The 21240-nt window shown below is 70.2% G+C and carries 25 protein-coding genes; 11 read left to right on the top strand and 14 right to left on the bottom strand.

Translation table 11 applies throughout. The features are described 5' to 3' along the window. Nucleotides 1–260 precede the first annotated feature (260 nt). Nucleotides 261–1040 carry an isoprenyl transferase gene (locus tag ACQPXM_RS32495; RefSeq protein ID WP_432940882.1) on the top strand — a complete coding sequence of 260 codons (780 nt, stop codon included), beginning with the start codon at nt 261–263 and terminating at the stop codon, nt 1038–1040. A 3-nt stretch (nt 1041–1043) separates the two neighbouring features. Here the strand turns inward: ACQPXM_RS32495 and ACQPXM_RS32490 are convergent, their stop codons facing one another. Continuing rightward, the gene (locus tag ACQPXM_RS32490) at nt 1044–2120 is read right to left on the bottom strand and encodes an NYN domain-containing protein (RefSeq protein WP_432940879.1); all 1077 of its coding nucleotides are present in this window, start codon (nt 2118–2120) and stop codon (nt 1044–1046) included. Nucleotides 2121–2527: 407 nt separating this feature from the next. On the opposite strand from ACQPXM_RS32490, the gene ACQPXM_RS32485 reads away from it, so the two are divergent. From ACQPXM_RS32485 to ACQPXM_RS32475, 3 genes are all read left to right on the top strand, one after another. Next, a complete protein-coding gene (locus ACQPXM_RS32485) occupies nt 2528–3862 on the top strand; it encodes a PhoH family protein (RefSeq protein ID WP_432940877.1) in 1335 nt (444 codons plus the stop codon). Nucleotides 3863–4024: 162 nt separating this feature from the next. Continuing rightward, nucleotides 4025–4723, top strand: coding sequence for a hypothetical protein (locus ACQPXM_RS32480; RefSeq protein WP_432940874.1), 699 nt, complete (start codon nt 4025–4027; stop codon nt 4721–4723). Nucleotides 4724–4754: 31 nt separating this feature from the next. Further along, nucleotides 4755–5387 (top strand): spermidine synthase, encoded by a 633-nt coding sequence (locus ACQPXM_RS32475; protein WP_432940872.1) that lies wholly within the window; start codon nt 4755–4757, stop codon nt 5385–5387. Here ACQPXM_RS32475 and ACQPXM_RS32470 read toward each other — a convergent pair. Continuing rightward, a complete protein-coding gene (locus tag ACQPXM_RS32470; protein WP_432940869.1) occupies nt 5372–5749 on the bottom strand; it encodes a DUF3224 domain-containing protein in 378 nt (125 codons plus the stop codon). The two genes, ACQPXM_RS32475 and ACQPXM_RS32470, sit on opposite strands and share 16 nt — an antisense overlap. 99 nt (nt 5750–5848) lie before the next feature. On the opposite strand from ACQPXM_RS32470, the gene ACQPXM_RS32465 reads away from it, so the two are divergent. Genes ACQPXM_RS32465 through ACQPXM_RS32455 form a run of 3 tightly spaced genes read left to right on the top strand, consistent with a single transcriptional unit; the run spans nt 5849 to nt 8800 of the window. Further along, nucleotides 5849–7252: a class II fumarate hydratase gene (locus tag ACQPXM_RS32465; RefSeq protein ID WP_432940866.1), complete on the top strand. Its 1404-nt coding sequence runs from the start codon at nt 5849–5851 to the stop codon at nt 7250–7252. After that, nucleotides 7249–7938: a DUF402 domain-containing protein gene (locus ACQPXM_RS32460; RefSeq protein WP_432940864.1), complete on the top strand. Its 690-nt coding sequence runs from the start codon at nt 7249–7251 to the stop codon at nt 7936–7938. Before ACQPXM_RS32465 ends, ACQPXM_RS32460 begins: the two co-directional genes overlap by 4 nt. A gap of 46 nt (nt 7939–7984) precedes the next feature. Beyond that, nucleotides 7985–8800, top strand: coding sequence for an SAM-dependent methyltransferase (locus ACQPXM_RS32455; protein ID WP_432940862.1), 816 nt, complete (start codon nt 7985–7987; stop codon nt 8798–8800). Here ACQPXM_RS32455 and ACQPXM_RS32450 read toward each other — a convergent pair. The 4 genes from ACQPXM_RS32450 to ACQPXM_RS32435 form a co-directional block, all read right to left on the bottom strand. Beyond that, nucleotides 8773–9528 (bottom strand): dienelactone hydrolase family protein, encoded by a 756-nt coding sequence (locus ACQPXM_RS32450; protein ID WP_432940859.1) that lies wholly within the window; start codon nt 9526–9528, stop codon nt 8773–8775. The genes ACQPXM_RS32455 and ACQPXM_RS32450 overlap by 28 nt on opposite strands. A gap of 178 nt (nt 9529–9706) precedes the next feature. Next, the gene (locus ACQPXM_RS32445) at nt 9707–10213 is read right to left on the bottom strand and encodes a hypothetical protein (protein ID WP_432940856.1); all 507 of its coding nucleotides are present in this window, start codon (nt 10211–10213) and stop codon (nt 9707–9709) included. Next, nucleotides 10210–10659: a VOC family protein gene (locus ACQPXM_RS32440; RefSeq protein ID WP_432940853.1), complete on the bottom strand. Its 450-nt coding sequence runs from the start codon at nt 10657–10659 to the stop codon at nt 10210–10212. Before ACQPXM_RS32440 ends, ACQPXM_RS32445 begins: the two co-directional genes overlap by 4 nt. A 31-nt stretch (nt 10660–10690) precedes the next feature. Further along, nucleotides 10691–12355, bottom strand: coding sequence for a fumarate hydratase (locus ACQPXM_RS32435; RefSeq protein ID WP_432940850.1), 1665 nt, complete (start codon nt 12353–12355; stop codon nt 10691–10693). Between the two features lie 152 nt (nt 12356–12507). Here ACQPXM_RS32435 and ACQPXM_RS32430 point away from each other — a divergent pair, with 152 nt between their 5' ends. Further along, on the top strand, nt 12508–13206 hold the full coding sequence (locus ACQPXM_RS32430; protein WP_432940846.1) for a DUF1707 SHOCT-like domain-containing protein: 699 nt from the start codon (nt 12508–12510) through the stop codon (nt 13204–13206). Here the strand turns inward: ACQPXM_RS32430 and ACQPXM_RS32425 are convergent. From ACQPXM_RS32425 to glpX, 3 genes are read right to left on the bottom strand one after another with little or no spacing between them, the layout of a single operon-like run. Next, nucleotides 13181–14017 carry an ABC transporter ATP-binding protein gene (locus ACQPXM_RS32425; RefSeq protein ID WP_432940843.1) on the bottom strand — a complete coding sequence of 279 codons (837 nt, stop codon included), beginning with the start codon at nt 14015–14017 and terminating at the stop codon, nt 13181–13183. The two genes, ACQPXM_RS32430 and ACQPXM_RS32425, sit on opposite strands and share 26 nt — an antisense overlap. Before the next feature lie 49 nt (nt 14018–14066). Beyond that, nucleotides 14067–15008 carry a carbohydrate kinase family protein gene (locus tag ACQPXM_RS32420; protein WP_432940821.1) on the bottom strand — a complete coding sequence of 314 codons (942 nt, stop codon included), beginning with the start codon at nt 15006–15008 and terminating at the stop codon, nt 14067–14069. Between the two features lie 43 nt (nt 15009–15051). Further along, the gene (glpX, locus tag ACQPXM_RS32415) at nt 15052–16086 is read right to left on the bottom strand and encodes a class II fructose-bisphosphatase (RefSeq protein WP_432940817.1); all 1035 of its coding nucleotides are present in this window, start codon (nt 16084–16086) and stop codon (nt 15052–15054) included. Nucleotides 16087–16154: 68 nt separating this feature from the next. Between glpX and ACQPXM_RS32410 the strand changes: the two genes are divergently transcribed. Together ACQPXM_RS32410 and ACQPXM_RS32405 are read left to right on the top strand one after the other, a co-directional pair. Further along, complete coding sequence (locus ACQPXM_RS32410; RefSeq protein WP_432940814.1) at nt 16155–16841, top strand: DUF4245 domain-containing protein; 687 nt, start codon at nt 16155–16157, stop codon at nt 16839–16841. A 154-nt stretch (nt 16842–16995) separates the two neighbouring features. Then, nucleotides 16996–17652, top strand: coding sequence for a nucleotidyltransferase family protein (locus ACQPXM_RS32405; protein WP_432940811.1), 657 nt, complete (start codon nt 16996–16998; stop codon nt 17650–17652). Between the two features lie 14 nt (nt 17653–17666). Here ACQPXM_RS32405 and ACQPXM_RS32400 read toward each other — a convergent pair whose 3' ends face one another. After that, nucleotides 17667–17987 carry a DMT family transporter gene (locus ACQPXM_RS32400; protein ID WP_432940809.1) on the bottom strand — a complete coding sequence of 107 codons (321 nt, stop codon included), beginning with the start codon at nt 17985–17987 and terminating at the stop codon, nt 17667–17669. Next, nucleotides 17987–18598, bottom strand: a complete 612-nt coding sequence (locus ACQPXM_RS32395) for a flavodoxin family protein (RefSeq protein ID WP_432940806.1) — start codon at nt 18596–18598, stop codon at nt 17987–17989. The genes ACQPXM_RS32400 and ACQPXM_RS32395 overlap by 1 nt, the downstream gene beginning before the upstream one ends. Before the next feature lie 42 nt (nt 18599–18640). Between ACQPXM_RS32395 and ACQPXM_RS32390 the strand changes: the two genes are divergently transcribed. Further along, nucleotides 18641–19282 carry a TetR/AcrR family transcriptional regulator gene (locus tag ACQPXM_RS32390; RefSeq protein ID WP_432940803.1) on the top strand — a complete coding sequence of 214 codons (642 nt, stop codon included), beginning with the start codon at nt 18641–18643 and terminating at the stop codon, nt 19280–19282. Here the strand turns inward: ACQPXM_RS32390 and ACQPXM_RS32385 are convergent. From ACQPXM_RS32385 to xseA, 3 genes are read right to left on the bottom strand one after another with little or no spacing between them, the layout of a single operon-like run. After that, entirely contained in the window at nt 19271–19774 is a 504-nt protein-coding gene (locus ACQPXM_RS32385) for an N-acetyltransferase family protein (protein ID WP_432940800.1), read from the bottom strand. The two genes, ACQPXM_RS32390 and ACQPXM_RS32385, sit on opposite strands and share 12 nt — an antisense overlap. 2 nt (nt 19775–19776) lie before the next feature. Next, a complete protein-coding gene (locus ACQPXM_RS32380; RefSeq protein WP_432940797.1) occupies nt 19777–20004 on the bottom strand; it encodes an exodeoxyribonuclease VII small subunit in 228 nt (75 codons plus the stop codon). Next, on the bottom strand, nt 20001–21236 hold the full coding sequence (gene xseA, locus ACQPXM_RS32375) for an exodeoxyribonuclease VII large subunit (protein WP_432940794.1): 1236 nt from the start codon (nt 21234–21236) through the stop codon (nt 20001–20003). The genes ACQPXM_RS32380 and xseA overlap by 4 nt, the downstream gene beginning before the upstream one ends. Nucleotides 21237–21240 lie beyond the last annotated feature (4 nt).

Here is a 21240-nt window from a genome sequence, read left to right as displayed (position 1 = left end):
ACCTACGCAACCGTAACCTACGGTCGCGTAGGTTCAACCGTCCTCAAGGATGAAATGTAGGCCACTTCACGCCGTGAACCGAGCCGGTCCGGAGTGTTCCGTACCACTGCCTGAAGTGTCTGATGCGATCGAGAGTCGATAAGTTCGATGTTCGTCACGCCCTCCGCGAGAGCGCCGATCTGGGCTAGCCTCGTTGGGGCACGCCTGCACCTTCGACCCCGCAGACGGCCCGGTCGAGGACTCGAGGAGAACACCTGCCCATGCGGACACCCGGCAAGCAGCGCCTGCGCAACGCGGTGTACGGACTGTACGAGCGCCGGCTGGCGCGATCCCTGTCGCCGGACCGCATGCCGCGGCACATCGGCGTCATCATCGACGGCAACCGGCGCTGGGCCCGCGCCTCGGGCGACCCGGTGTCCCGCGGCCACGAGGCCGGCGCGAGCAAGATCTCGGAGTTCCTCGGCTGGTGCGAGGAAGTCGGCGTCAAGGTGGTCACCGTCTGGATGCTGTCCACCGACAACTTGAGCCGCCCGGCCGACGAGCTGGAGCCGCTGCTGCGGATCATCGAGCAGACCGTCGAGGAGATGGCCGCGGTCGGCGGCCGCCGGATCCACCCGGTCGGCGCGCTCGACCTGCTGCCCGCCGCGACCGCCGAGGTGCTGAAGAGCGCCGAGACCGCGACCCAGCACGCCGACGGCCTGCTGGTGAACGTCGCGGTCGGGTACGGCGGCCGTCGCGAGCTGGCCGACGCCGTCCGCTCGCTGCTGCTGGAGGAGGCCGCCAAGGGCATCTCGATCGAGGAGCTGGCCGAGCGCGTCGACGTCGAGCACATCGCCGAGCACCTGTACACCAAGGGCCAGCCGGACCCCGACCTGGTCATCCGCACCTCCGGTGAGCAGCGGCTCGGTGGCTTCCTGCTCTGGCAGAGCGCGCTGTCGGAGTTCTACTTCTGCGAGGCGCTGTGGCCCGACTTCCGCCACGTCGACTTCCTCCGGGCCATCCGCTCCTACGCCCAGCGTGAGCGCCGCTTCGGCACCTGAGCCTCACCGAACCGGCTCCGGCGTGAGCAGATCCGTGGCCGGCTCTCCGCGGTGGCAGCGAGTGCAGGTCGTACGGCGGCGCAGGTAGTACGCGTACGTCGCCGCGCCCAGCGCCGTACCCCAGACGACCCAGAGCATCCCCGGGAACGCCAGGCCCCACAGCGAGCCCGCGTTGTCGCCGGGTAGCCGCACGTTCATCAGGCCGGCCGGGATCAGCACCAGCGCCACGATCGTGGCCGGGACGATCGCCCGGGACGGCGGGACCCGGCGGCCTGCTCGCCACCAGATCCAGCGCGGATAGAGCTCGCCCCAGCGCTGCACCAGCCCGTGCGTCAGCACGCTGCCGCCGACGCCGAGCAGCGCCAACCCGAGTCCCATCTCCAGCATGCCCGGCGTGTCCACCATCATCTGGTGGAACTCGTCGGTGATGCCCAGCGGCCAGCCGAAGTACCAGGCGACCCGGGTGAACTCGTAGGGCACGTTCGACACGACTGCCACCAGCACTGCTCGCCGTCCCCAGCGCAACGCCGCCTCGGGGGTCGTCCAGGCCGCTGGTGGGCCGTGCCGGCGTCCGCACGACACACAGGCCTCCCGGGCCCTGCGGTGGTACGCGATCGTCGTGGCGGCCCACAGCAGCCCGCCCAGGAACATCAGCAGCACGTTGACGCGATGCCAGTACAGGACGTCCTCGAGCCCGCCCTGCGCGCCGGGGATCCCGGTGAACGCGAACACCAGCAGTGCGGGGGACAGGGCAAGGATCGCCAGCGGGGTGTAGTCGGGGACGACCAGCGCGAGCCCGACCGCCGGCACGGCTCCGAATGCCTGCAGCAACCATCCGCGGGGCCGGCGTACGGTCATCAGCACCGCGACCACCGCGCCGGCGAACCCGAGCACCGCCAGCACCGGCGCGACGACGTCCACCGGAGCCCCTTCCAGCAGCGACGCGGTCGCCCGGTCGTCCTCGACCTTCGCGAACGGGTACCCGCGACCGCCGCTCGCCCAGAAAACACCCAGTACGCCGTACGCGAGGGACCACAGGGCTGTCGCGCACCCGGTCCAGACCGGCCAGTTCTTCCGCATGGATCCAGGCTGGCCCCGACGCTGCGTGAGCGGATCCCTCCTCCGGGCGATCGGCCTCCCCCGAGCGGGTGAACGGGCGGACGGCTACGTGTAACAAGCCGTTAACCCCGCGGGCTGGCGTGTCGGGCTGCGTGGTTTCACCGACCGACCTACGCTCGTGGTGACGGTCGGAGGGGAAGCCGGCTGTCCGGGAGGCCCGATCAGATGAGAGTCGTTCTCCAGCCGGTTGCCCCATGAGGGGCAGAACGGAGTACCCGAGACCCACGGTCTCGATCCTGCTGATCCTCGGCTACGCCACGGCGTACCGGAGGGGGTCTGCACCAGACCTCCGGGCCCGATCCCGGTCCATCACCTAACCACTGGTGGGCCGGGCGTGGTGCACGCTGCGGCCCGAGAGGACGTGCGACATGGCTGCCACCCACGCCAAGGCGTCAAGCACCTCATCCACACCGGCCCAGCGCACCTACGTGCTGGACACCTCGGTCCTGCTCAGCGACCCGCACGCGATGGAGCGGTTCGACGAGCACGAGGTGATCATCCCGGTGGTCGTTGTCACCGAACTGGAGGGCAAACGGCATCACCCCGAACTCGGCTACTTCGCCCGCACCGCGCTGCGACTGCTGGACGAGTTCAGGATTCTGTACGGACGTCTGGACGCACCCCTGCCAGTGGGGGAGAAGGGTGGAACCCTCCGGGTCGAGCTGAACCACACCGACCCCGAGAGTCTGCCGGCCGGTTTCCGGCTCGGCGACAACGACAGCCGCATCCTCGCGGTGGCCTGCAACTTCGCCGCCGAGGGCCGCGACGTCACGCTGGTCTCCAAGGACCTGCCGATGCGGGTCAAGGCGTCGGCCTGCGGCCTGGTGGCCGAGGAGTACCGCGCGGAGCTCGCGCTGGAGTCCGGCTGGACCGGGATGAGCGAGCTCGAGGTCGAGACCGCCGACGTGGACGCGCTGTACGAGGACGGGGTGCTGGAGCTTCCGCAGGCCGGTGAGTTCCCGACCCACACCGGTCTGGTGCTGCTGTCCGACCGCGGCAGCGCGCTCGGCCGGGTGATGCCCGACAAGCGGATCCGGCTGGTCCGCGGCGACCGGGAGGCGTTCGGCATCCGTGGCCGGTCGGCCGAGCAGCGGGTCGCACTCGACCTCCTGCTCGACCCCGACGTCGGCATCATCTCGCTCGGTGGCCGCGCCGGCACCGGCAAGTCGGCGCTGGCACTGTGCGCCGGCCTGGAGGCGGTGATGGAACGGCGGCAGCACAAGAAGGTGGTCGTCTTCCGCCCGCTGTTCGCGGTCGGCGGCCAGGAGCTGGGCTACCTGCCCGGTTCGGAGTCGGAGAAGATGCAGCCGTGGGCCCAGGCGGTCTTCGACACCCTCGGCGCGCTGACCAGCGCCGACGTGATCGACGAGGTGATGGACCGCGGCATGCTCGAGGTGTTGCCGCTGACCCACATCCGCGGCCGGTCGCTGCACGACGCGTTCGTGATCGTCGACGAGGCCCAGTCGCTGGAGCGCAATGTGCTGCTGACCGTGCTGTCCCGGGTCGGCGCGAACTCGCGGGTGGTGCTCACCCACGACGTCGCCCAGCGTGACAACCTGCGGGTCGGCCGGCACGACGGCGTCGTCGCGGTGGTCGAGAAGCTCAAGGGCCACCCGCTGTTCGCCCACGTCACGCTGACCCGGTCGGAGCGCTCGCCGATCGCGGCGCTGGTGACCGAGATGCTGGAGGACGTGCAGCTCTGACCGAAGTCTCTGTAAAGCCAATTTAAAACTTCTGCGGTACCCGGTGCGGCCACAGCCCATGTGGCCGCACCGTGTGTTGTGACCTGCTTGTGATCACGGTCTGTTTAGGTCAGAGTATGTTCCTGTTGCAGCCGACGGGGGTCGGGTATCTCGGAAGGACAGATGAAAGCGAAGCGCTCCGTCGCGGTCCTCGCGGTCAGTGGGATCGCCGTCGTCACGGTCGTCGCAGGTATCGATCTCTTCAGCTCCCCCGGCACCAGTGCCGCCTCCGACCCGGTTTCCGGGCGCGCGGAGATGGCGGTCCTGAACAGTGAGAAGGGCCGGCAGGTCAAGACGCCGACCCCGAAGCCGCCGACCGCCGAGGAGCAGGCCGCGGAAGTCACCCGGCTGCGCAACCAGATCGAAGCGGTGGAGAACGCCCGCAAGGCCCTGCAGGACCAGGCCGCCCTGCGCCGCAAGGCCAAGAACGCCGCCCTGGCCCGCTACCAGGCGCTGCAGAAGACCAACAACGACTCCCGCAAGGAGCGCGCCAGCCGCGACGCCGCCCGCAAGGAGCTCGAGGGCACCCCGAAGGAGATCGCCTTCAACCTGCTCGACAACCACGGCTGGAGCGAGAGCCAGTTCTCCTGCCTGGACAAGCTGTGGACCAAGGAGTCCCGCTGGAAGGTCAACGCCGACAACCCGACCTCCAGCGCCTACGGCATCCCGCAGGCCCTGCCCGGCCGGCGCATGGCGGCGTACGGCTCCGACTGGCGCACGAACCCGGTCACCCAGATCAAGTGGGGCCTGGACTACATCGAGGACGCTCACGGCTCCCCCTGCGAGGCCTGGGCCCACTCCAAGGCGAAGAACTGGTACTGATCGCGCTGTGACTTCTGAGGTCGCGCGCGCCGTGAGCGAGCGTGGGGAGATCGTGCTCCGGCGGCGAGACGACGACGGGGCGCTGGAGTTGCGGGTGAACGGCGTGTTCGTGATGGACGACCGGGAGACCTCCAGCGAGGAGTTGCTGGCTCAGGTTGCCTTGTCAGGGAGTCCTTCGCGCGTGCTCGTCGGTGGGTTGGGGCTGGGGTACACCGTGCGGGCGTTGCTGGCCGACGCGCGGGTGCGCGAGGTGGTGGTGGCCGAGATCGAGCCGGCGCTGATCGAGTGGATGCGCGCCGGGCTGGTGCCGTCGGTGCTGGACGATCCGCGGGTGGTGGTTGCCGTCGGCGACGTTCGCGCGGTGGTCGCCGAGCAGGCGGACGCGTCGTACGACGGGATCCTGCTCGACGTCGACAACGGCCCCGACTTCCTCGTGTACGACGGGAACGCGGTGATCTACCAGGACGGGTTCCTGGCGGTCTGCCGGTCCAAGTTGCGCGCGGGTGGAGTGCTGACGGTGTGGTCCTCGTCCGCGTCGGCCGCTCTGGAAGGGGCTATCGGCAACGTGTTCGGGGCGTGCGTGGTCTCGCCCGTCCCGGTGCGGTTGCAGGGACGGGACGAGACGTACTACGTCTACCAGGGCTCGGTTCAGGCCAGTTCGTAGTCGACGGTGAGGCGCGGGCCCTGGTCGTCGTGCTCGTAGACGACCGTGCCGGTCAGGCCGGTGAGGTCGCCGGCCGCGGCGACGATCCTGCCGTGGGACGCGGTCTCGTCGGCGGTCGCGCCGTGCACCATCACGAACGTGCCGTCGCGGCCGTCCAGCGTGCCGGTGAAACGCTCGACCGCCGTGTACGCCGCGGGGCCGGCCGGCGTACCGACCATCAGCAGCTCGGCCGAGCTGGTGCCGACGAGTTGGCCGTCGGCGAACGACTTCGTGACCGTCGCGCGGCCGAGCTCGACGCCGTCGCTCTCGTCGTAGGTCGACTGGTCCCACTTGGTGATCTCGAACGACTGGGTGAACGGCATCGGGACTCCTCGGGAACGGGGCTCGCGGCGGGTGTGGCGTTGTCCACAGACGTTCTACCAGTCCCGGCCGACAGGGCGGATCCACGTACTCTGCTAGGTATGGGTGACAACGTGGAATTCAGGATCGAGCACGACACGATGGGCGAGGTCAAGGTGCCTCGCGACGCGTTGTGGCGGGCGCAGACCCAGCGTGCGGTGGAGAACTTCCCGATCTCCGGCCGGCCGCTGGCGCCGGCGCTCGTGCACGCGCTGGCCCAGATCAAGGCGTCGGCCGCGGTGGTCAACGCCGAGCTCGGCGTGATCGACGCGAAGCTGGCCGAGGGCATCGTCGCGGCCGCCGACCGGGTCACTGCCGGCGAGTTCGACGCCGAGTTCCCGATCGACGTGTTCCAGACCGGGTCCGGCACGTCGACGAACATGAACGTCAACGAGGTGCTCGCCACCCTGGCGACTCGCGCCTTGGACGCCGACGTGCACCCGAACGATCACGTCAACGCCAGCCAGTCCAGCAACGACACATTCCCGTCGGCGATCCACGTCGCCGCCACCGCGGGCGTCGTTCAGCAGTTGCTACCCGCGCTGGACCACCTGGCCGAGTCGCTGGCCCGCAAGGGCACGGAGTTCGCCGAGGTGGTGAAGTCCGGGCGGACCCACCTGATGGACGCCACGCCGGTCACCCTCGGCCAGGAGTTCGACGGGTACGCCGCGCAGATCCGCCGCGGCGCCGATCGCGTGCGGGCCACCCTGCCCCGGGTCACCGAGCTGCCGCTCGGCGGGACGGCGGTCGGCACCGGGATCAACACCCCGCCCGGCTTCGCCGCGAAGGTGATCACCGAGCTGAACCGGCGGACCGGTCTCGAGCTGAGCGAGGCCGCCGACCACTTCGAGGCCCAGGGCGCTCGGGACGGCCTGGTGGAGCTGTCCGGCCAGCTGAAGACGATCGCGGTCAGCCTGACCAAGATCTGCAACGACCTGCGCTGGATGGGGTCCGGGCCGCGGGCCGGCCTCGGCGAGATCGCGCTGCCGGATCTGCAGCCCGGCTCCAGCATCATGCCCGGCAAGGTGAACCCGGTGATCTGCGAGGCGACGCTGATGGTCGCCGCCCAGGTGATCGGCAACGACACCACGATCACCCTGGCCGGTGCCGGCGGCAACTTCGAGCTGAACGTGATGCTTCCGGTGATCGCCCGCAATCTGCTGGAGTCGATCGAGCTGTTGACCAACTCGTCCCGGCTGCTCGCCGACCGCTGTGTCGACGGCATCACCGCGAACGTCGAGCACGCCCGCGCGCTGGCCGAGTCGTCGCCGTCGATCGTCACCCCGCTGAACCGCTACATCGGCTACGAGAACGCCGCCGCGGTGGCGAAGAGCGCGCTGAAGCAGGGCAAAACCATTCGCGAGGTCGTGATCGAGAACGGCCACGTCGAGAACGGCGACCTGACCGAGGCCGAGCTCGACGCCGCGCTCGACGTGCTGTCGATGACCAGACCAGGCAAGCCGTGACGGCGGCCGCCGTACCGGAGCCGGACGTGTACTGGACTCCGGGGACGACGATCGAGTGGGTGTACGAGGGCGCGGGGCGGCATCCCGGCCTGCCCAACATACGGCCGATGACCGTGGTGCAGGACGACGCAGATGGGCTGGTCGCGTGGCTGGCGCCGGGGACTCCGCTGATCAAGCCGGTGCTGGCCGACGGCCGCGAGGTGCGGCACGCCGGGCCGACCGGCATGTTCACCGAGCCGCGGGTGCTCAAGCTCGACATCTGGCACGGCACCGGCATTCTCAAGGTCGCGCCGGCCGGCAAGCCGTGGTCGGTCTGGCACTTCTGGAACGAGGACGGCAGCTTCCGCGGTTGGTACGTGAACCTCGAGGCCGAGCACCGCCGCGAGTTGGGCGCCCGCCGGACCAGCACGACCGACTACGTGCTCGACCTGTGGATCACACCGGATCGCGTGATCGAGTGGAAGGACGAGGACGAGCTGGAGGGTGCCGTCGAGGCGGGCCGGTTCACGCCCGCCGAAGCCGAGCGCATCACCGCCGACGGCCACGCCGCCGTACGGGAGATCGAGGCCTGGACCAGCCCGTTCGCCGACGGCTGGGACACCTGGACCGCCCCACCGACGTGGCGCGTGCCCGAAGCTCCGACGGGCTACGAGGTCACCCACATCACCGAGGAGCTGCTGAGCTGACGAAACTCAGTGGGTGAACGCGGCTCGACGTGCTGAGCTGTCCCGCATGGAGACGACGCAGCACGCCGAGCAGCTGGCGCGGGTCTACGGCCCGACGACTTGGGACCTGTACGCCGAGCTGGACCGCAGCCTGGAGCCGCGCGGGCCTGACTGGCTGCTGGCCAAGGCCGCCGAGTATCTGCAGCCCGGTTCCACCGTGCTGGACGCCGGCTGCCGGGACGGCGCGCATCTTGTCCGCCTGGTTCGCGATCACGACCTGGCCGGGTTCGGCGTCGATCCGGTCCCCCTCCACATCTCGCAGGCCCGCGAGGCAGTCGAGGCCGCCGGGCTCACGGATCGCATCACGCTGCGGTGCACCGGCATGGAGGACGCTGCTTCGCTCGGACAGCAGTTCGATCTCGTCTGGTGCCGGGATGTGCTGGAACAGGTCGCCGATCTTCCCGCGGCGATCGCCGGCGTCGCCCAGGTCCTGAAGCCGGGCGGCCGTCTGATCGTGTTCACCCAGGTCGCCACCGACCTCCTGGACTCTCGCGACCGGGCAGTGCTGAGCGCCCATCTCGGCAACGTCCTCAGTAACCTCGACGCCGCAAACCTCGAAGCGGCCTTCAGCGCCGCCGGCCTGGTGATCGAGGAGACGGACGTGCTCGGCACCGAGTGGCGCGAGTACGCCGAGGAACGCACGCAGCCGGTGTCCCGGGCACTGCTGAGACTCGCGCGCCTCCGCCGTACCCGGGACCAGTTCGTCGCCGTTCACGGCGAGGACGTCTGCGCCCACGTCGAGGCCAACCTGCACTGGGAGCTCTACCAGTTTCTCGGCAAGCTGGCCCCGACCGTCTACGTGTTGCGCCGGCGCGACAGGTGACGGACGAAGAAGCGGACCGCGCTGTCGAACTCGAACCGCGGCACGTCCTTGTGCGCCCCCGCGTTCGCGTGCAACGACTTCTCCGCTGAGGCGAACGCGTCGAACAGCGCGAGGCTCGACGTGCGGGGGATGTGCTCGTCGTTCCACTGGACCAGGAACTCCACCGGCACGGTGATCTGCGCGGCGGCCTTCGCCAGCGCGTCGTCGTACCAGAAGATGCCGAGCACGGCGGCGCTGATTCTCGGCTCGGCCGCGAGCAGCGGTACGCCGATCGCGGTGCCCAGGTTCAGCCCGAAGTACCCCACCGGTCCGTCGGCGAGATCCGGCAGTTGCTGCAGGGCATCGAGTGTCGCTTGCCATTCCGGGACGGCGCGCTCGGCCAGGTCGAGGTTGTAGCGGACGACGATCGGGCCGACCGGTTCGCCGGTCGCCATCGCCTGTTGCATCGCGGCGATCTCCCGCTCGTCGATCGCGCTGCGCGGCCGGCCTCCGTGGCCCGGCGCGTCGATGCAGGCCACGCTGAATCCGGCATCGCTGACGAGCCGGTGCGCGCGGCCGACCATCGGCGGCGCCTTGCTGTCCCGGCCGCCGCCGTGCCCGAGCAGGACCAGGGGAGTGGGGCCTGCCGAGGACGCCGGCGACCAGAGCACGCCGGCGATCTCACCCAGGGCGAACGAGCGGGTGAGCACACCGTCCGCCGAGGTCTGTGCAGTGAACTGAAAACTCACAGGTGTTGCCTTTCGGGAGTGCCTTCGAAGTCCTGGCGCTCCCGGCGAGACCTACGTCAATCGCCCGACCGTGACGAAGCGGGGAGCACCCACGCGGTGACAGCGTTCACGGGGCTCACCTCCTTCGGCCAGACGGTCACCGGGAGATTAGCAGCGCCCCCGGACCCGGCCCAACCGATTAGTTTCCCCCGAACCAGCCGGCCCGCACCAAGGTCTCCTCAGCCACCTCGGCGAGCGGACGATCGTTGACGACCACGAAGTCCTCCAACCCCGCCCGCTCGACCCGCTCGTGCGAGGCGAGCGCCGCGTCGAGCTCCCACTCCGGCCCCCGCACAGCTCCCGCCGTACGCCGCTCGACCAGCTCCAGCGGAGTGGCGACGCGAACAACCTGCACGGCGCACCCCGCCAAACACTGGCCGTACGCCGCCCGCTGGGCCGCCGACTCTATGACGCCCGACACCACGACGTACTGCGCTCCGGCCCAACGGTAGTTGGCCCAGACCGCGGCGAGGTTTCGGCGGCGCAGGTCTTCGTGCGCCGGTGCGCCGCCGCCGAACTGCGCCAGGGCGTCCAGGTCGATCACGGCGGTCGGCAGCGAGCGGTCGGTCAGCAGACGCCCGATCGCCTGTCCCAGCGACGTCTTGCCCGCTCCGCCACCGCCGGTGAGCAGCAGGGCTTGGGTCACTGGACGCAGAACTCGTTGCCCTCGGGGTCGGACAGCACGACGTGGTCGGTGCCCGGCTCCTGGACCCGTTGCAGGACGGTCGCGCCGAGGCCGCGGAGGCGGTCGACCTCCGTGTCGCGTCGTTCGGGGCCGGCGTGCAGGTCGAGGTGCAGGCGGTTCTTGACGGCCTTCGGTTCCGGGACCTGCTGGAACAGGATCCGCCGGCCCTCGCCGATGCCGGTGAAGTCCTGCACCGGGTCGTCGGGGTGACGGACGGCTTGCATCGTGCGGAAACCGGGACGTCCGTCGACCGTGACCACCGCCTCCGGCGGGATCGCGCCGGAGGTCAGCAGTTGGTCGATCAGGGCCCGGTTGTCCTCCACGACGTAGCCGAGGGCGTCGGCCCAGAAGGCGGCCTGGGCCTGCGCGTCGGCGCAGTCGACAACGAGTTTCCAGTCCAGTGTCATCTGCCCAGGATGCCCGTCCGGGCCGCGGAAGTCAGCTACGCGGGCGCACCGTCAGCGGGACCGGCTTGGCGGTCTCGGTGAAGAAGTCGTTGCCCTTGTCGTCGACGACCACGAACGCGGGGAAGTCCTCGACCTCGATCTTCCAGACCGCTTCCATCCCGAGCTCGGCGTACTCGATCACCTCGACGGACTTGATGCAGTCCTGCGCCAGCCGCGCCGCGGGCCCGCCGATCGAGCCGAGGTAGAAGCCGCCGTGCTGCTTGCACGCCTGCGTCACCTTCGCCGAGCGGTTGCCCTTGGCAAGCATCACGAAGGATCCGCCGGCCGCCTGGAACTGGTCGACGTACGCGTCCATGCGCCCGGCCGTGGTCGGCCCGAACGAACCCGACGCGTAACCCTCCGGCGTCTTGGCCGGCCCGGCGTAGTAGACCGCGTGATCCCGCAGGTACTGCGGCATCGGCTCGCCCGCGTCCAGGCGCTCCTTGATCTTGGCGTGCGCGATGTCGCGCGCGACCACCAGCGGCCCGTTCAGCGACAGCCGGGTCTTCACCGGCAGCTTCGACAGCTCGGCGCGGATCTCGCTCATCGGCCGGTTCAGGTCGATCCGTACGACGTCCGCCGCGTCGTCAAGATGGTCGTCCGTGGTGTCCGGCAGGAACCGCGCCGGGTCCCGCTCGAGCTGCTCCAGGAACACACCCTCCGGCGTGATCTTGGCCAGCGCCTGCCGGTCGGCCGAGCAGGACACCGCGATCGCGACCGGGCATGACGCGCCGTGCCGCGGCAGCCGGACCACGCGCACGTCGTGGCAGAAGTACTTGCCGCCGAACTGCGCGCCGATGCCGAACTGCTGGGTGAGCTTGAAGACCTCTTCCTCCAGTTCGAGGTCGCGGAACCCGTGCCCCAGCGGCGATCCGGAGGTCGGCAGCGCGTCGAGGTAGTGCGCGGAGGCGTACTTCGCGGTCTTCAGCGCGTACTCCGCCGAGGTCCCGCCGACGACGATCGCCAGGTGGTACGGCGGGCAGGCGGCCGTACCGAGCGAGCGGATCTTCTCGTCCAGGAACTTCATCATGCCGGCCGGGTTCAGCACGGCCTTGGTCTCCTGGAACAGGAACGACTTGTTCGCCGAGCCGCCACCCTTGGCCATGAACAAGAACTTGTACGCCGGATCCGCCGTCCCGGGCGTCGAGTACAGCTCGATCTGGGCCGGCAGATTGGAGCCGGTGTTCTTCTCGTCCCACATGGTCAACGGCGCCATCTGCGAATAGCGCAGGTTGAGCTTGGTGTACGCGTCGTAGACGCCCCGGCTGATCCACTGCTCGTCCACCGCGCCGGTCAGCACGCCCTCGGACTTCTTGCCCATCACGATCGCCGTACCGGTGTCCTGGCACATCGGCAGCACGCCACCGGCCGAGATGTTCGCGTTCTTCAGCAGGTCGAGCGCGACGAACCGGTCGTTGCCGGACGCCTCGGGGTCGTCGATGATCCGGCGCAGCTGAGCCAGGTGCGCGGTGCGCAGGTAGTGCGAGATGTCGTGCATCGCCTCGGCGGTGAGCTGCTGCAGCACGGCCGGGTCCACCTGCAGGAAGGTCCGGCCACCCGCGGTGAACGTGCTGACTCCGTCGGTGGTGAGAAGCCGGTACTCCGTGTCGTCCTGGCCGAGCGGGAGCAGGTCGGAGTAGCTGAAATCGGCGGACACGCGGGCGTACCTCCAGGGCAGGTGGTCTGAGATCCCACCAAGCCTAGAGCCGTCGCTCCGGCCTTGTCCCGCCGGGCTCAGGGGTCGAGTCAGGGTCGGATGGGGGAGGTAACTCCTGTTCGGCCACGTCGCCGCACGCGTAAGGTTTTCCTGTGGCTCAGGACGAGGTACCCCAGGACCGCCCGCAGGACGTGCCCGCGCAGCCGACCGGGGACGAGCTCGCCCTGCGCCGCCGGGTCTCCGACCTCGAGCGGGAGGACGTCGCCGAACTGCTGCGCGAAGCGGCCGGCGAGGGCCGGCTGAGCTATGCCGAGCTCGAGGACCGGCTGGGAGAGGTGTACGCCGCCAAGACGTACGGCGAACTGGTCCAGCTGACCAACGACCTGCCGAACGGTCTCGCGGTGCCGAACCCGCACCCCGCCACCGCGCCGTACGACGCGCAGCCGCAGTACGGCACGGACGCGGTCGCGGTGGCGCCGACGCTCAACGCGTTCCTGTCCGAGTCCAAGCGGACCGGCAACTGGCTCGTACCGCAGCGCCAGGAGGTCAACGCCGTGCTCGGGGACGTGACCCTCGATTACACCGAGGCGAACATGCCGCACCCGGTGATCTACATCGACGTGAAGTCGATCCTCGCGGACGTGAAGATCCGCGTCCCGCAGAACGCGATCGTGCACCTGGACAGCAACCCGATCCTCGGCGCGGTGACCGAGCAGGAGGCCGGCCTCGGCGGGGTCGTCGAGCCGAGCACCGCGCCCCCGAAGACGTTCTACATCCGCGGTACGGCGATCCTCGGTGAGATCAAGATCAAGCGCGGTCCGCGTCTCAGCAAGCGCCTGCGCCTGCACTGACCCGTCCGGCACCGCGTACGGACCGCGCGGCCCAGCGGTCACCGGTGTGCTCGATCTCGATCGGATGACCGAAGCACTGCGACACCAGCTCCGACGTCAGTACGCCGGTTGCCCGGCCCGCAGCGTGCACGCGTCCACCGCGCAGCAGCGCCGCGTGCGTGGTCGACGACGGGAGCTCCTCCAGGTGGTGCGTCACCAGGATCGAGGACAGCGTCGGCCGGGACGCGTGGACGAGGTCGATCGTGTCGAGCAGTTGCTCGCGGGCGGCGACGTCCAGGCCGGTCGACGGTTCGTCGAGCAGCAGGAGTTGCGGGTCGGCGACCATCGCCCGGGCGATCAGCGCGCGTCCTCGCTCGCCCTGTGACAGCGTCGTCCACGGGCTGCGGGCGCGATCCGCGATGCCGAGCAGGTCGATGAGCTCACCGACCCGGGTTCGCTGCGCGGCCGTGGGTTGCCAGCGCGGCATCAGCTCGATCGTGCCGGTGATCCCGGTCGACACCACCTGCTCGATCGTCAACGCCGAACGCAGCGGATGCCGCGGATCGACATGCCCGATGGACTCGCGCAGCTCCCGGATGTCCACCCGCCCGAGCCGCTTGCCGAGCACCTCGACAGTGCCCCGGGTGGGATGCTCGAGCGCGCCGCACAGCTTGAGCATCGTGCTTTTGCCGGCGCCGTTCGGGCCGAGCAACGCCCAGCGCTCGCCCTCGCGCACGGTCAGGTTGACGTCCTGGAGCAGTGCTTTGCCGTCGCGGACAAGCGTGACGTCACGCAGATCGAGCACGGGCAGCGGCAGGTCGTCGACGGTCACGCTTCGACGGTAGCAACCCAACTCCTCAGACAAGCTGAGGGGTCATCGTTCAGCTCCACCGCGACGCGTGCTCGGCCGCCGTGGGCGGGTCGGCGCCGTGCCGGGTGCAGGTGATCGCCGCGGCCTTCACCGCGTAGTCGACAACCTCACGGAGCGCCTTCTCGTCGAGCCCTTCCAGCCGGGTCTCGCCGAGCAGGCCGCGTGCCTGCAGCCCGGCGATCAGCGCGGACATGAACGAGTCGCCGGCACCGACCGTGTCGACCACCTCGATCGCCGGCGCGGCCACCTCGACGCGCCCGGTCCGGGTGACGCCGATCGCGCCGTCGCCGCCGCGGGTGATCACCACGCACTTCGTCCGGTCCACCGACAGCAGCTCGGCCGCGACCTCGTCCGGCGACGATCCGGGCCGCAGGAACTCGCAGTCCTCGTCGCTCAGCTTCACCAGGTCCGACAACGCGGCCAGCTCCCGTACGGCGGACCAAGTGCGGTCGGCGTCGGGCGTGATCGTCGGTCGCGCGTTCGGGTCGAGGGTGACGGTGACCGGCTTGGCGGCCAGACCGGTCAGGAACTCGCGGATCGCGTCCGCGCCCGGCTCCAGCACGGTCGCGATCGAGCCGGTGTGCACGGCCGGGCAGCCTCGGTTGAGGGTGAGCGCCGGCGGCTCCCAGCTGATGTCGAACTGGTACGACGCGACTCCGGCGGCGTCGAGCGTCGCGGTCGCCGTACTGGTCCGGAAGCTGGGGTCGACCGAGCCCGGAGCGAGCTGGACCCCGTTGCCGAACAGGTGCGCCCCGAGCTGGTCGCCGTACGGATCGGTGCCGAACCGGGTCACCAGCTCGGTCGGCACGCCGAGCCGCGCCAGGCCGACCGCGACGTTCGCGGGGGAGCCGCCCGGAGTGGCTTTGGCCCCGTTCTTGGAGCCGTTCCGCGGCTTGCCGCTGCCGACGATGTCCACGAGCGCCTCGCCGATGACGAGGACGGGGGCGGTCATCTGGCCTCCCGGACCGACTCGACCGACTCGACCGACAACACCTTCACCGCGCGTGCTCGAAGTCGATGGCGGAGTAGGCCCGCAGCTTCTTCAGCTGGTGCACGCTTTCGATGCTGCGGATCGTGCCGCTGCGCGAGCGCATCACCAGCGAGTGTGTCCGGGCCGTCGAATTGCCGTACCGGACGCCGCGCAGCAGTTCGCCGTCGGTGATGCCGGTGGCGACGAAGAAGCAGTCGTCACCGCCGACGAGGTCGTCGGTGCTGAGCACGCGGTCCAGGTCGTGGCCGGCGTCGAGCGCGCGCTGCCGCTCGTCGTCGTCGCGCGGCCAGAGCCGGCCCTGGATCAGCCCGCCGAGGCACTTCATCGCGCAGGCGGCGATGATGCCTTCCGGCGTACCGCCGATGCCGACCAGCATGTCCAAGCCGGTGTCCGGCCGGGCCGCCTCGACCGCGCCCGCCACGTCGCCGTCGCTGATGAACTTGATCCGGGCGCCGGTGGCGCGGATCTCGGCGGCCAGTTCCTCGTGCCGCGGACGGTCGAGCAGGACGACGGTGACGTCGTCGACGCTGGAGCCCTTCGCCTTGGCGACGCGGCGGATGTTCTCCGCGACCGGGAGCCGGATGTCGACATGCTCGGCGGCCTCGGGCCCGACGACCAGTTTCTCCATGTAGAACACCGCGGACGGGTCGTACATCGTGTGGCGCGGCGAGACCGCCATCACGGCGATGCCGTTGGCCATGCCCTTCGCGACCAGCGTGGTGCCGTCGACCGGATCCACCGCGACGTCGCACTCGGGCCCGTCGCCCGCGCCGACGCGCTCGCCGTTGTAGAGCATCGGGGCGTTGTCCTTCTCGCCCTCGCCGATCACCACCACGCCGTTCATCCCGACGGTGCCGATCAGCGTGCGCATCGCGTTCACCGCGGCACCGTCGGCGCCGTTCTTGTCACCCCGGCCGACCCAGCGACCGGCCGCCATCGCGGCGGCCTCGGTGACCCGGACCAGTTCCAGAGCCAGGTTCCGGTCGGGCGCGTGCTCGTCGACCTCGAGATGGGCGGGTGGTGTGGTGGGGTCGCTCATGGCACGGATCGTAGCCAACGCCCGATGGTGGTGATCGGGCGAGATCGGACCCGCGAGACACTGGTGCCATGAGTCCGACAGGTCACGAGCCGGCGCACCCCGGGGCCAGCGCCCAGGAGAACGCTTCCCAGCAGCCCGCCGTCGACACCGCCGGTGGACCGGACGCGCCGGTCGATCCGGTGACACGGGAGCGGGCGCGGGCGCGCGCGGAGGCGATCGCCTACCGGGAGCAGGACCGGGCGAACCGGGCCAAGGCGCGCACGTTGACCAACATGTTCTGGGCGTTGCTGGCGACGTTCGTCGTGGTGGCGTTCCTGATGATCGTCACCTGGCGGCCGAAGGAGGAGAAGGTCCGCGCGATCGAGTACACGGCGCAGCTGGCCGACGCGCGCAAGGCCGCCTCCTGGATCCGCGGTCCGGAACCGCTGCCCGAAGGGTGGGCGGCGACCAGCGTCGAGTTCCGCGCGCCGGAGCAGCGCCCGATCACCTGGCACCTCGGCACGGTGACCAGCGAGAAGAAGTACGTCGGCCTCGAGCAGTCCAACCAGACCAATCGCGCGTACCAGAACGACGAGCTCGGCAAGACCGAGGACGACGGCACCTCGACCGTGCGCGGAGTGGTCTGGCAGCGCAAGACGCTGCTCGAACGCAAGAACGAGAACGCGCTCGTGCTGGTCGGTTCCGGCGTCACCACGATCGTGGTCGGCAACGCCGGATATCCCGCCCTTGAAACGTTTGCTGCAACGCTGCGCTGAGCCGCCGTGCTCACCTGAGCAGGAATTCCCTTGCAGGGTTGAAAAAGTCGTACACCTGTTGACAGCGTGCCGCTGTTCGCGGTTCGATCGGGAATCGACGTCGGCGAAGGAGCCTGGTGTGACTCTCACGATCCAGGTCGAGGGCTGACGCGGCATGTTCGTCACCGGGTTGCTGCTGGCCGCTGAAGGCTCACCGCGACTCGGTGTCCCTCGCCAGTTGCTGGCCTACCGCGGCGAGACCCTGCTCGGCGCGACGCTCGACACCGCGCGGGACTGCGGTTTCGACCAGCTCGTCGTCACGCTCGGCACGGCCGCCGACCAGGTCCGCGATCGCATCGACCTGGACGGCGTCCGCGTGGTCGACACCCCGCACGCCGACACCGGCAGCTCGTCGATCGTCCCGGCTCTGGACGTGATCGACCGTCGTACGGACGGTCTGGTGATCCTGCGCGGCGACCAGCCCAGCGTCACCTCGGCCGCCGTCTGGTCGTTGGTCGCCGAGGCCGCCACCCCGATCGGCGTCACCCGGTACGACGACGGCCGCGGCTGTCCGTGCTGGTTCGGCCGGGAGACGTTCGGCTCGCTGCGTTCCCTGCGCAGCGACCACGATCTGTGGTCCCTGATCGAGACCGGCCCGCATCCCGTCACCGATGTAGATGCCGTAGGCAACGTTCCGGTCACCGTCGACACCTGGGACGATTACCAGACCCTGGTCGGCCACTACTCCGCCGCGCCGGCCGACCCGCTCATCCCACCGGCCGCCGTACCGATCCGGACCCGCCGCCCCAACCACACCCGCACCACCACCTGAAGCGCCGGCCTCGGTCAGTGCGAGCCGGACAGGTGAAGGCCGATGACGCCGGTGAGGATCAGCGCGATACACGCCAGGCGCGTCGGCGTGACCGGCTCGTGCCAGACGATGATGCCGAGCGTCACCACGCCGACCGAGCCGATGCCGGTCCACACCGCGTACGCCGTACCGACGGGGAGGCGGTCGAGGGTCTTGGCGAGCAGCACGACCGACGTGATGCCGAAGACCAGGACGGCGAGGGTCGGCCACAGGCGGCTGAAGCCTTCACTCGGTTTGAGGCTGAGGGCGAACGCGATCTCGAAGGCGGCGGCGGTCAGCAGGACGAGCCATGCCATCACGCGGCCAGGGAGCCGCGCAGGTGGCGCAAGGTGACGGTGGCGACCCGGCTGCCCAGCGCGGCGGCGGTCCGCAGGTCGGTCTCCGGCGGCGCCTTCTCGGCGGACAGGTCGGCGTCGGACTGGGCCATCGCGCCCAGCCAACTGCCGAGCCGGTTGAGGTCCTCGATGCTGGCGGTCGACTCGGCCCAGCCGGGGTAGAGGTCGAGGCCGACCCAGATCATGCCGTGCTGGGCGGCGAGCACGGCGATGTCCACCAGGCTGTTGAGCTTGTCGCCGGACATCGCCTTGGAGTTGGTGAACCCGGCGGCGATCTTGTCGCGCCAGCCGAGGTTGTCGGCCCAGACCGCGGCGCTGGCCTCGGCGAACGCCTTGAAGACCGCGCTCGGGCTGCCCATGTAGGTGGGCGCGCCGAAAACGATCGCGTCGGCGGCCGCGAGCCGTCGCCAGACGTCGTCGGTCAGCTCGTCGAGCGGCACGAGGTCGGCGACCGCGCCCGGTACGGCGGAGGCGCCGGCCGCGACGGCCTCGGCCTGACGGGCGGTGTGGCCGTAGCCGGAGTGGTACGCGATGGCGATCTGGGCAGGACGAATCGGGGGAACGGTGGGCATGGGTGCTACCTCCAAGCGGTCAATCGGACTACAGTCCGTCTTATGAACGAGAGTAGCGGACCGCAGTCCGCTTCACAACGCGATCTTCCGCTCCTGGGCGAACCGCGCCCGGAACGCGCCGACGCGCGGCGGAACCGGCTGAAGGTGCTCGAGGCGGCCGACCGGCTGTTCGCCGAGCACGGGGTGAAAAACGTGTCGCTGGACGCGATCGCGGCCGAGGCCGGGGTCGGGAAGGGCACGGTGTTCCGGCGGTTCGGCGACCGCGCCGGACTGGCGGTCGCGCTGCTGGACGAGCGCGAGCGCGAGCTGCAGGGGCGGATCCTGTCCGGACCGCCGCCGCTCGGGCCCGGAGCTCCGCCGGTCGAGCGGGTGGTTGCGTTCGTGGACGCCTATCTGGAGTTGCTCGATCGGCACGTCGAGCTGTTCATGGACAGCGAGAACGCATCGGACGGCGCGCGCTACCGCATTGGTTCGTACTGGTTGTGGCACCAGCACGTGGCCTTGCTGGTCGAGGAAGCGAGACCGGAGTTCGACGCGGAGTACGTCGCGCACGTCGTACTGGCGCCGCTGGCGGCGGACCTGCACCACGCGTTGCGGACCGGGGGCTTCGAGCTGTCGCGAATGCGCGCCGGAGCGGCGTCGGTGGTGGCGCTGCTGCTCGGACCGGGGGAGTCAGCCAGCTAGGTCCTTGGTGCACCGGAGTTCGGGGAGGTCGCCGAGGGAGGAGTAGGTGCGGTCGGCGGTCTCGGTGAAGCCGCGGCGGCGGTAGAAGGCGCGGGCTCGGGTGTTGGCGTCAAGAACCCAGAGGTTGACGCGGTCGCAGCCGTGCGCCCGCAAGTCGGCGAGGGCGGCGTCGGCGAGTGCTCGGCCGACGCCGGTGCCCCAGACGTCCGGATGGGCGAAGAGCGCGTAGAGCTCACCGGCGGTGGGCGCCGCCGAGGGGTCGCGTTCGGGGCCGACGCCGGCGTACCCGACGATGCGGCCGCCGAGGTCGGCGACGTACAGGCGGGAGCGGCCGGCGGCGATGCTGTCGCGCCAGGCGGAGGCGATCGCCTCCGCGTCCATGCTGTCGAGGAAGTCCTGCGGGACCAACCCGGTGAAAGCCCCGCGCCAGCTGGCGATTCGGGCCTCCGCTGCTCCGGGCAGGTCAGCTGCGCGGGCTGCGCGCACCTGCACTGTCAGTCGGTCTTCTTCTGGTCGCCGCTGGTGTGGGCGGCCTGGGCTTCGGCCAGGCGGGTGCGGGCGCCGTCCAGCCACCGCTGGCAGGTGGTGGCGAGTTCTTCGCCGCGTTCCCACAGGGCCAGGGACTCTTCGAGGGTGGTGCCGCCGGCTTCGAGTTTGCGGACTACTTCGACCAGTTCCTCGCGGGCCTGCTCGTAGGAGATGTCCGGTCGGGGGTCACTCACTTGCTGGTCTCCTTGCCGGTGTCACGGGAAGTCACTTCAACGTCGAATCGGCCGTCGGTCACGCGGGCGTGCAGCGTGTCGCCCGGTTTGACCTGGGCGATTTGGCGGACTGCGGTGCCGTCGGCGAGCTGGAGCACGGAGTAGCCGCGCTCGAGGGTCGCCTTGGGGGACAGGGCGCGGACGCTGGCCAGCCGGTGCGCCAAGTCGTCGCTCGCTCGGTCGAGGCGGTGCAGCAGGGTCCGGCGGTTGCGCTCGACGAGTGCGGCGATCTCCTCCGAGCGCCGCTGCAGGTCGGTCGCGGGGGAAGCCAGCGCGGGCCGGCTGCGGATCGCGGCGAGCGCGTGCGCCTCGCGGTCCAGCCAGCTGGTGATCGCGCGCAGTCCGCGGTCGCGCAGCTGGCGCACGCCGTCCAGCTCCTCCCGTACGTCGGGCACGATGCGCTTGGCCGCGTCGGTCGGGGTCGAGGCGCGCAGGTCGGCGACCAGGTCGAGCAGCGGGGTGTCCGGTTCGTGGCCGATCGCGCTGACCACCGGCGTACGGGCTTGGGAGACCGCCCGGATCAGGCCCTCGTCGGAGAACGGCAGCAGGTCTTCCAGCGAACCGCCGCCGCGAGCGATCACGATCACCTCGACGGACTCGTCGCCGTCCAGCTTGCGCAGCGCGGTCATCACGTCGCCGGCCGCCGCCGGTCCCTGGACCGACGCGTACTCGACGCGGAACGCGACCGCCGGCCAACGGCGCTTGGCGTTCTCCAGGACGTCGCGCTCGGCGGCCGAGTCGCGTCCGCAGATCAAGCCGATGGTGTGGGGGAGGAACGGCAGTCGCTTCTTGCGGTGCGCCGCGAACAGGCCTTCGGCGCCGAGCAGTTGCTTGAGGCGCTCGATCCGGGCCAGCAGTTCACCGATGCCGACGTGCCGGATCTCGCTGACCGCCAGCGCGAGCGTGCCGCGCTTGGGGAAGAAGTTCGGCTTGGCGTTCACGACGACCCGGGAGCCGTCGGTGACCGGCGGGTCGACCGCGTCGAAGATCCGGCGGTTGCAGGTGAACCGCAGCGAGATGTCGGCGTCGGTGTCCCGCAACGTGCCGAACACCGTCGACATCCCTCGCCCGGCCGACACGTCCGTCAACTGCCCCTCGACCCACACGGCCCCGAGCTGGTTGATCCAGCCGGCGATCCCGTTCGCGATCGTCCGGACAGCGGCCGGCGCGTCCGGCGAGGTCTCCAATGCCACCCCC

This window comes from Kribbella sp. CA-253562, from assembly GCF_050942265.1.
Lineage (GTDB): Bacteria > Actinomycetota > Actinomycetes > Propionibacteriales > Kribbellaceae > Kribbella.
Note: the sequence above shows the minus strand (reverse complement) of the source record. Positions and strands in the feature narration are given on the sequence as shown.

Coding starts and splice junctions, on each gene's coding strand:
- ACQPXM_RS32495 (WP_432940882.1), top strand. CDS start 261: ATGCGGACACCCGGCAAGCAGCGCCTGCGCAACGCGGTGTACGGACTG.
- ACQPXM_RS32465 (WP_432940866.1), top strand. CDS start 5,849: ATGGGTGACAACGTGGAATTCAGGATCGAGCACGACACGATGGGCGAG.
- ACQPXM_RS32490 (WP_432940879.1), bottom strand. CDS start 2,120: ATGCGGAAGAACTGGCCGGTCTGGACCGGGTGCGCGACAGCCCTGTGG.
- ACQPXM_RS32455 (WP_432940862.1), top strand. CDS start 7,985: ATGGAGACGACGCAGCACGCCGAGCAGCTGGCGCGGGTCTACGGCCCG.
- ACQPXM_RS32480 (WP_432940874.1), top strand. CDS start 4,025: ATGAAAGCGAAGCGCTCCGTCGCGGTCCTCGCGGTCAGTGGGATCGCC.
- ACQPXM_RS32410 (WP_432940814.1), top strand. CDS start 16,155: ATGAGTCCGACAGGTCACGAGCCGGCGCACCCCGGGGCCAGCGCCCAG.
- ACQPXM_RS32420 (WP_432940821.1), bottom strand. CDS start 15,008: ATGACCGCCCCCGTCCTCGTCATCGGCGAGGCGCTCGTGGACATCGTC.
- ACQPXM_RS32390 (WP_432940803.1), top strand. CDS start 18,641: ATGAACGAGAGTAGCGGACCGCAGTCCGCTTCACAACGCGATCTTCCG.
- ACQPXM_RS32440 (WP_432940853.1), bottom strand. CDS start 10,659: ATGACACTGGACTGGAAACTCGTTGTCGACTGCGCCGACGCGCAGGCC.
- ACQPXM_RS32395 (WP_432940806.1), bottom strand. CDS start 18,598: ATGCCCACCGTTCCCCCGATTCGTCCTGCCCAGATCGCCATCGCGTAC.
- ACQPXM_RS32405 (WP_432940811.1), top strand. CDS start 16,996: ATGTTCGTCACCGGGTTGCTGCTGGCCGCTGAAGGCTCACCGCGACTC.
- ACQPXM_RS32485 (WP_432940877.1), top strand. CDS start 2,528: ATGGCTGCCACCCACGCCAAGGCGTCAAGCACCTCATCCACACCGGCC.
- ACQPXM_RS32400 (WP_432940809.1), bottom strand. CDS start 17,987: ATGGCATGGCTCGTCCTGCTGACCGCCGCCGCCTTCGAGATCGCGTTC.
- ACQPXM_RS32470 (WP_432940869.1), bottom strand. CDS start 5,749: ATGCCGTTCACCCAGTCGTTCGAGATCACCAAGTGGGACCAGTCGACC.
- glpX (WP_432940817.1), bottom strand. CDS start 16,086: ATGAGCGACCCCACCACACCACCCGCCCATCTCGAGGTCGACGAGCAC.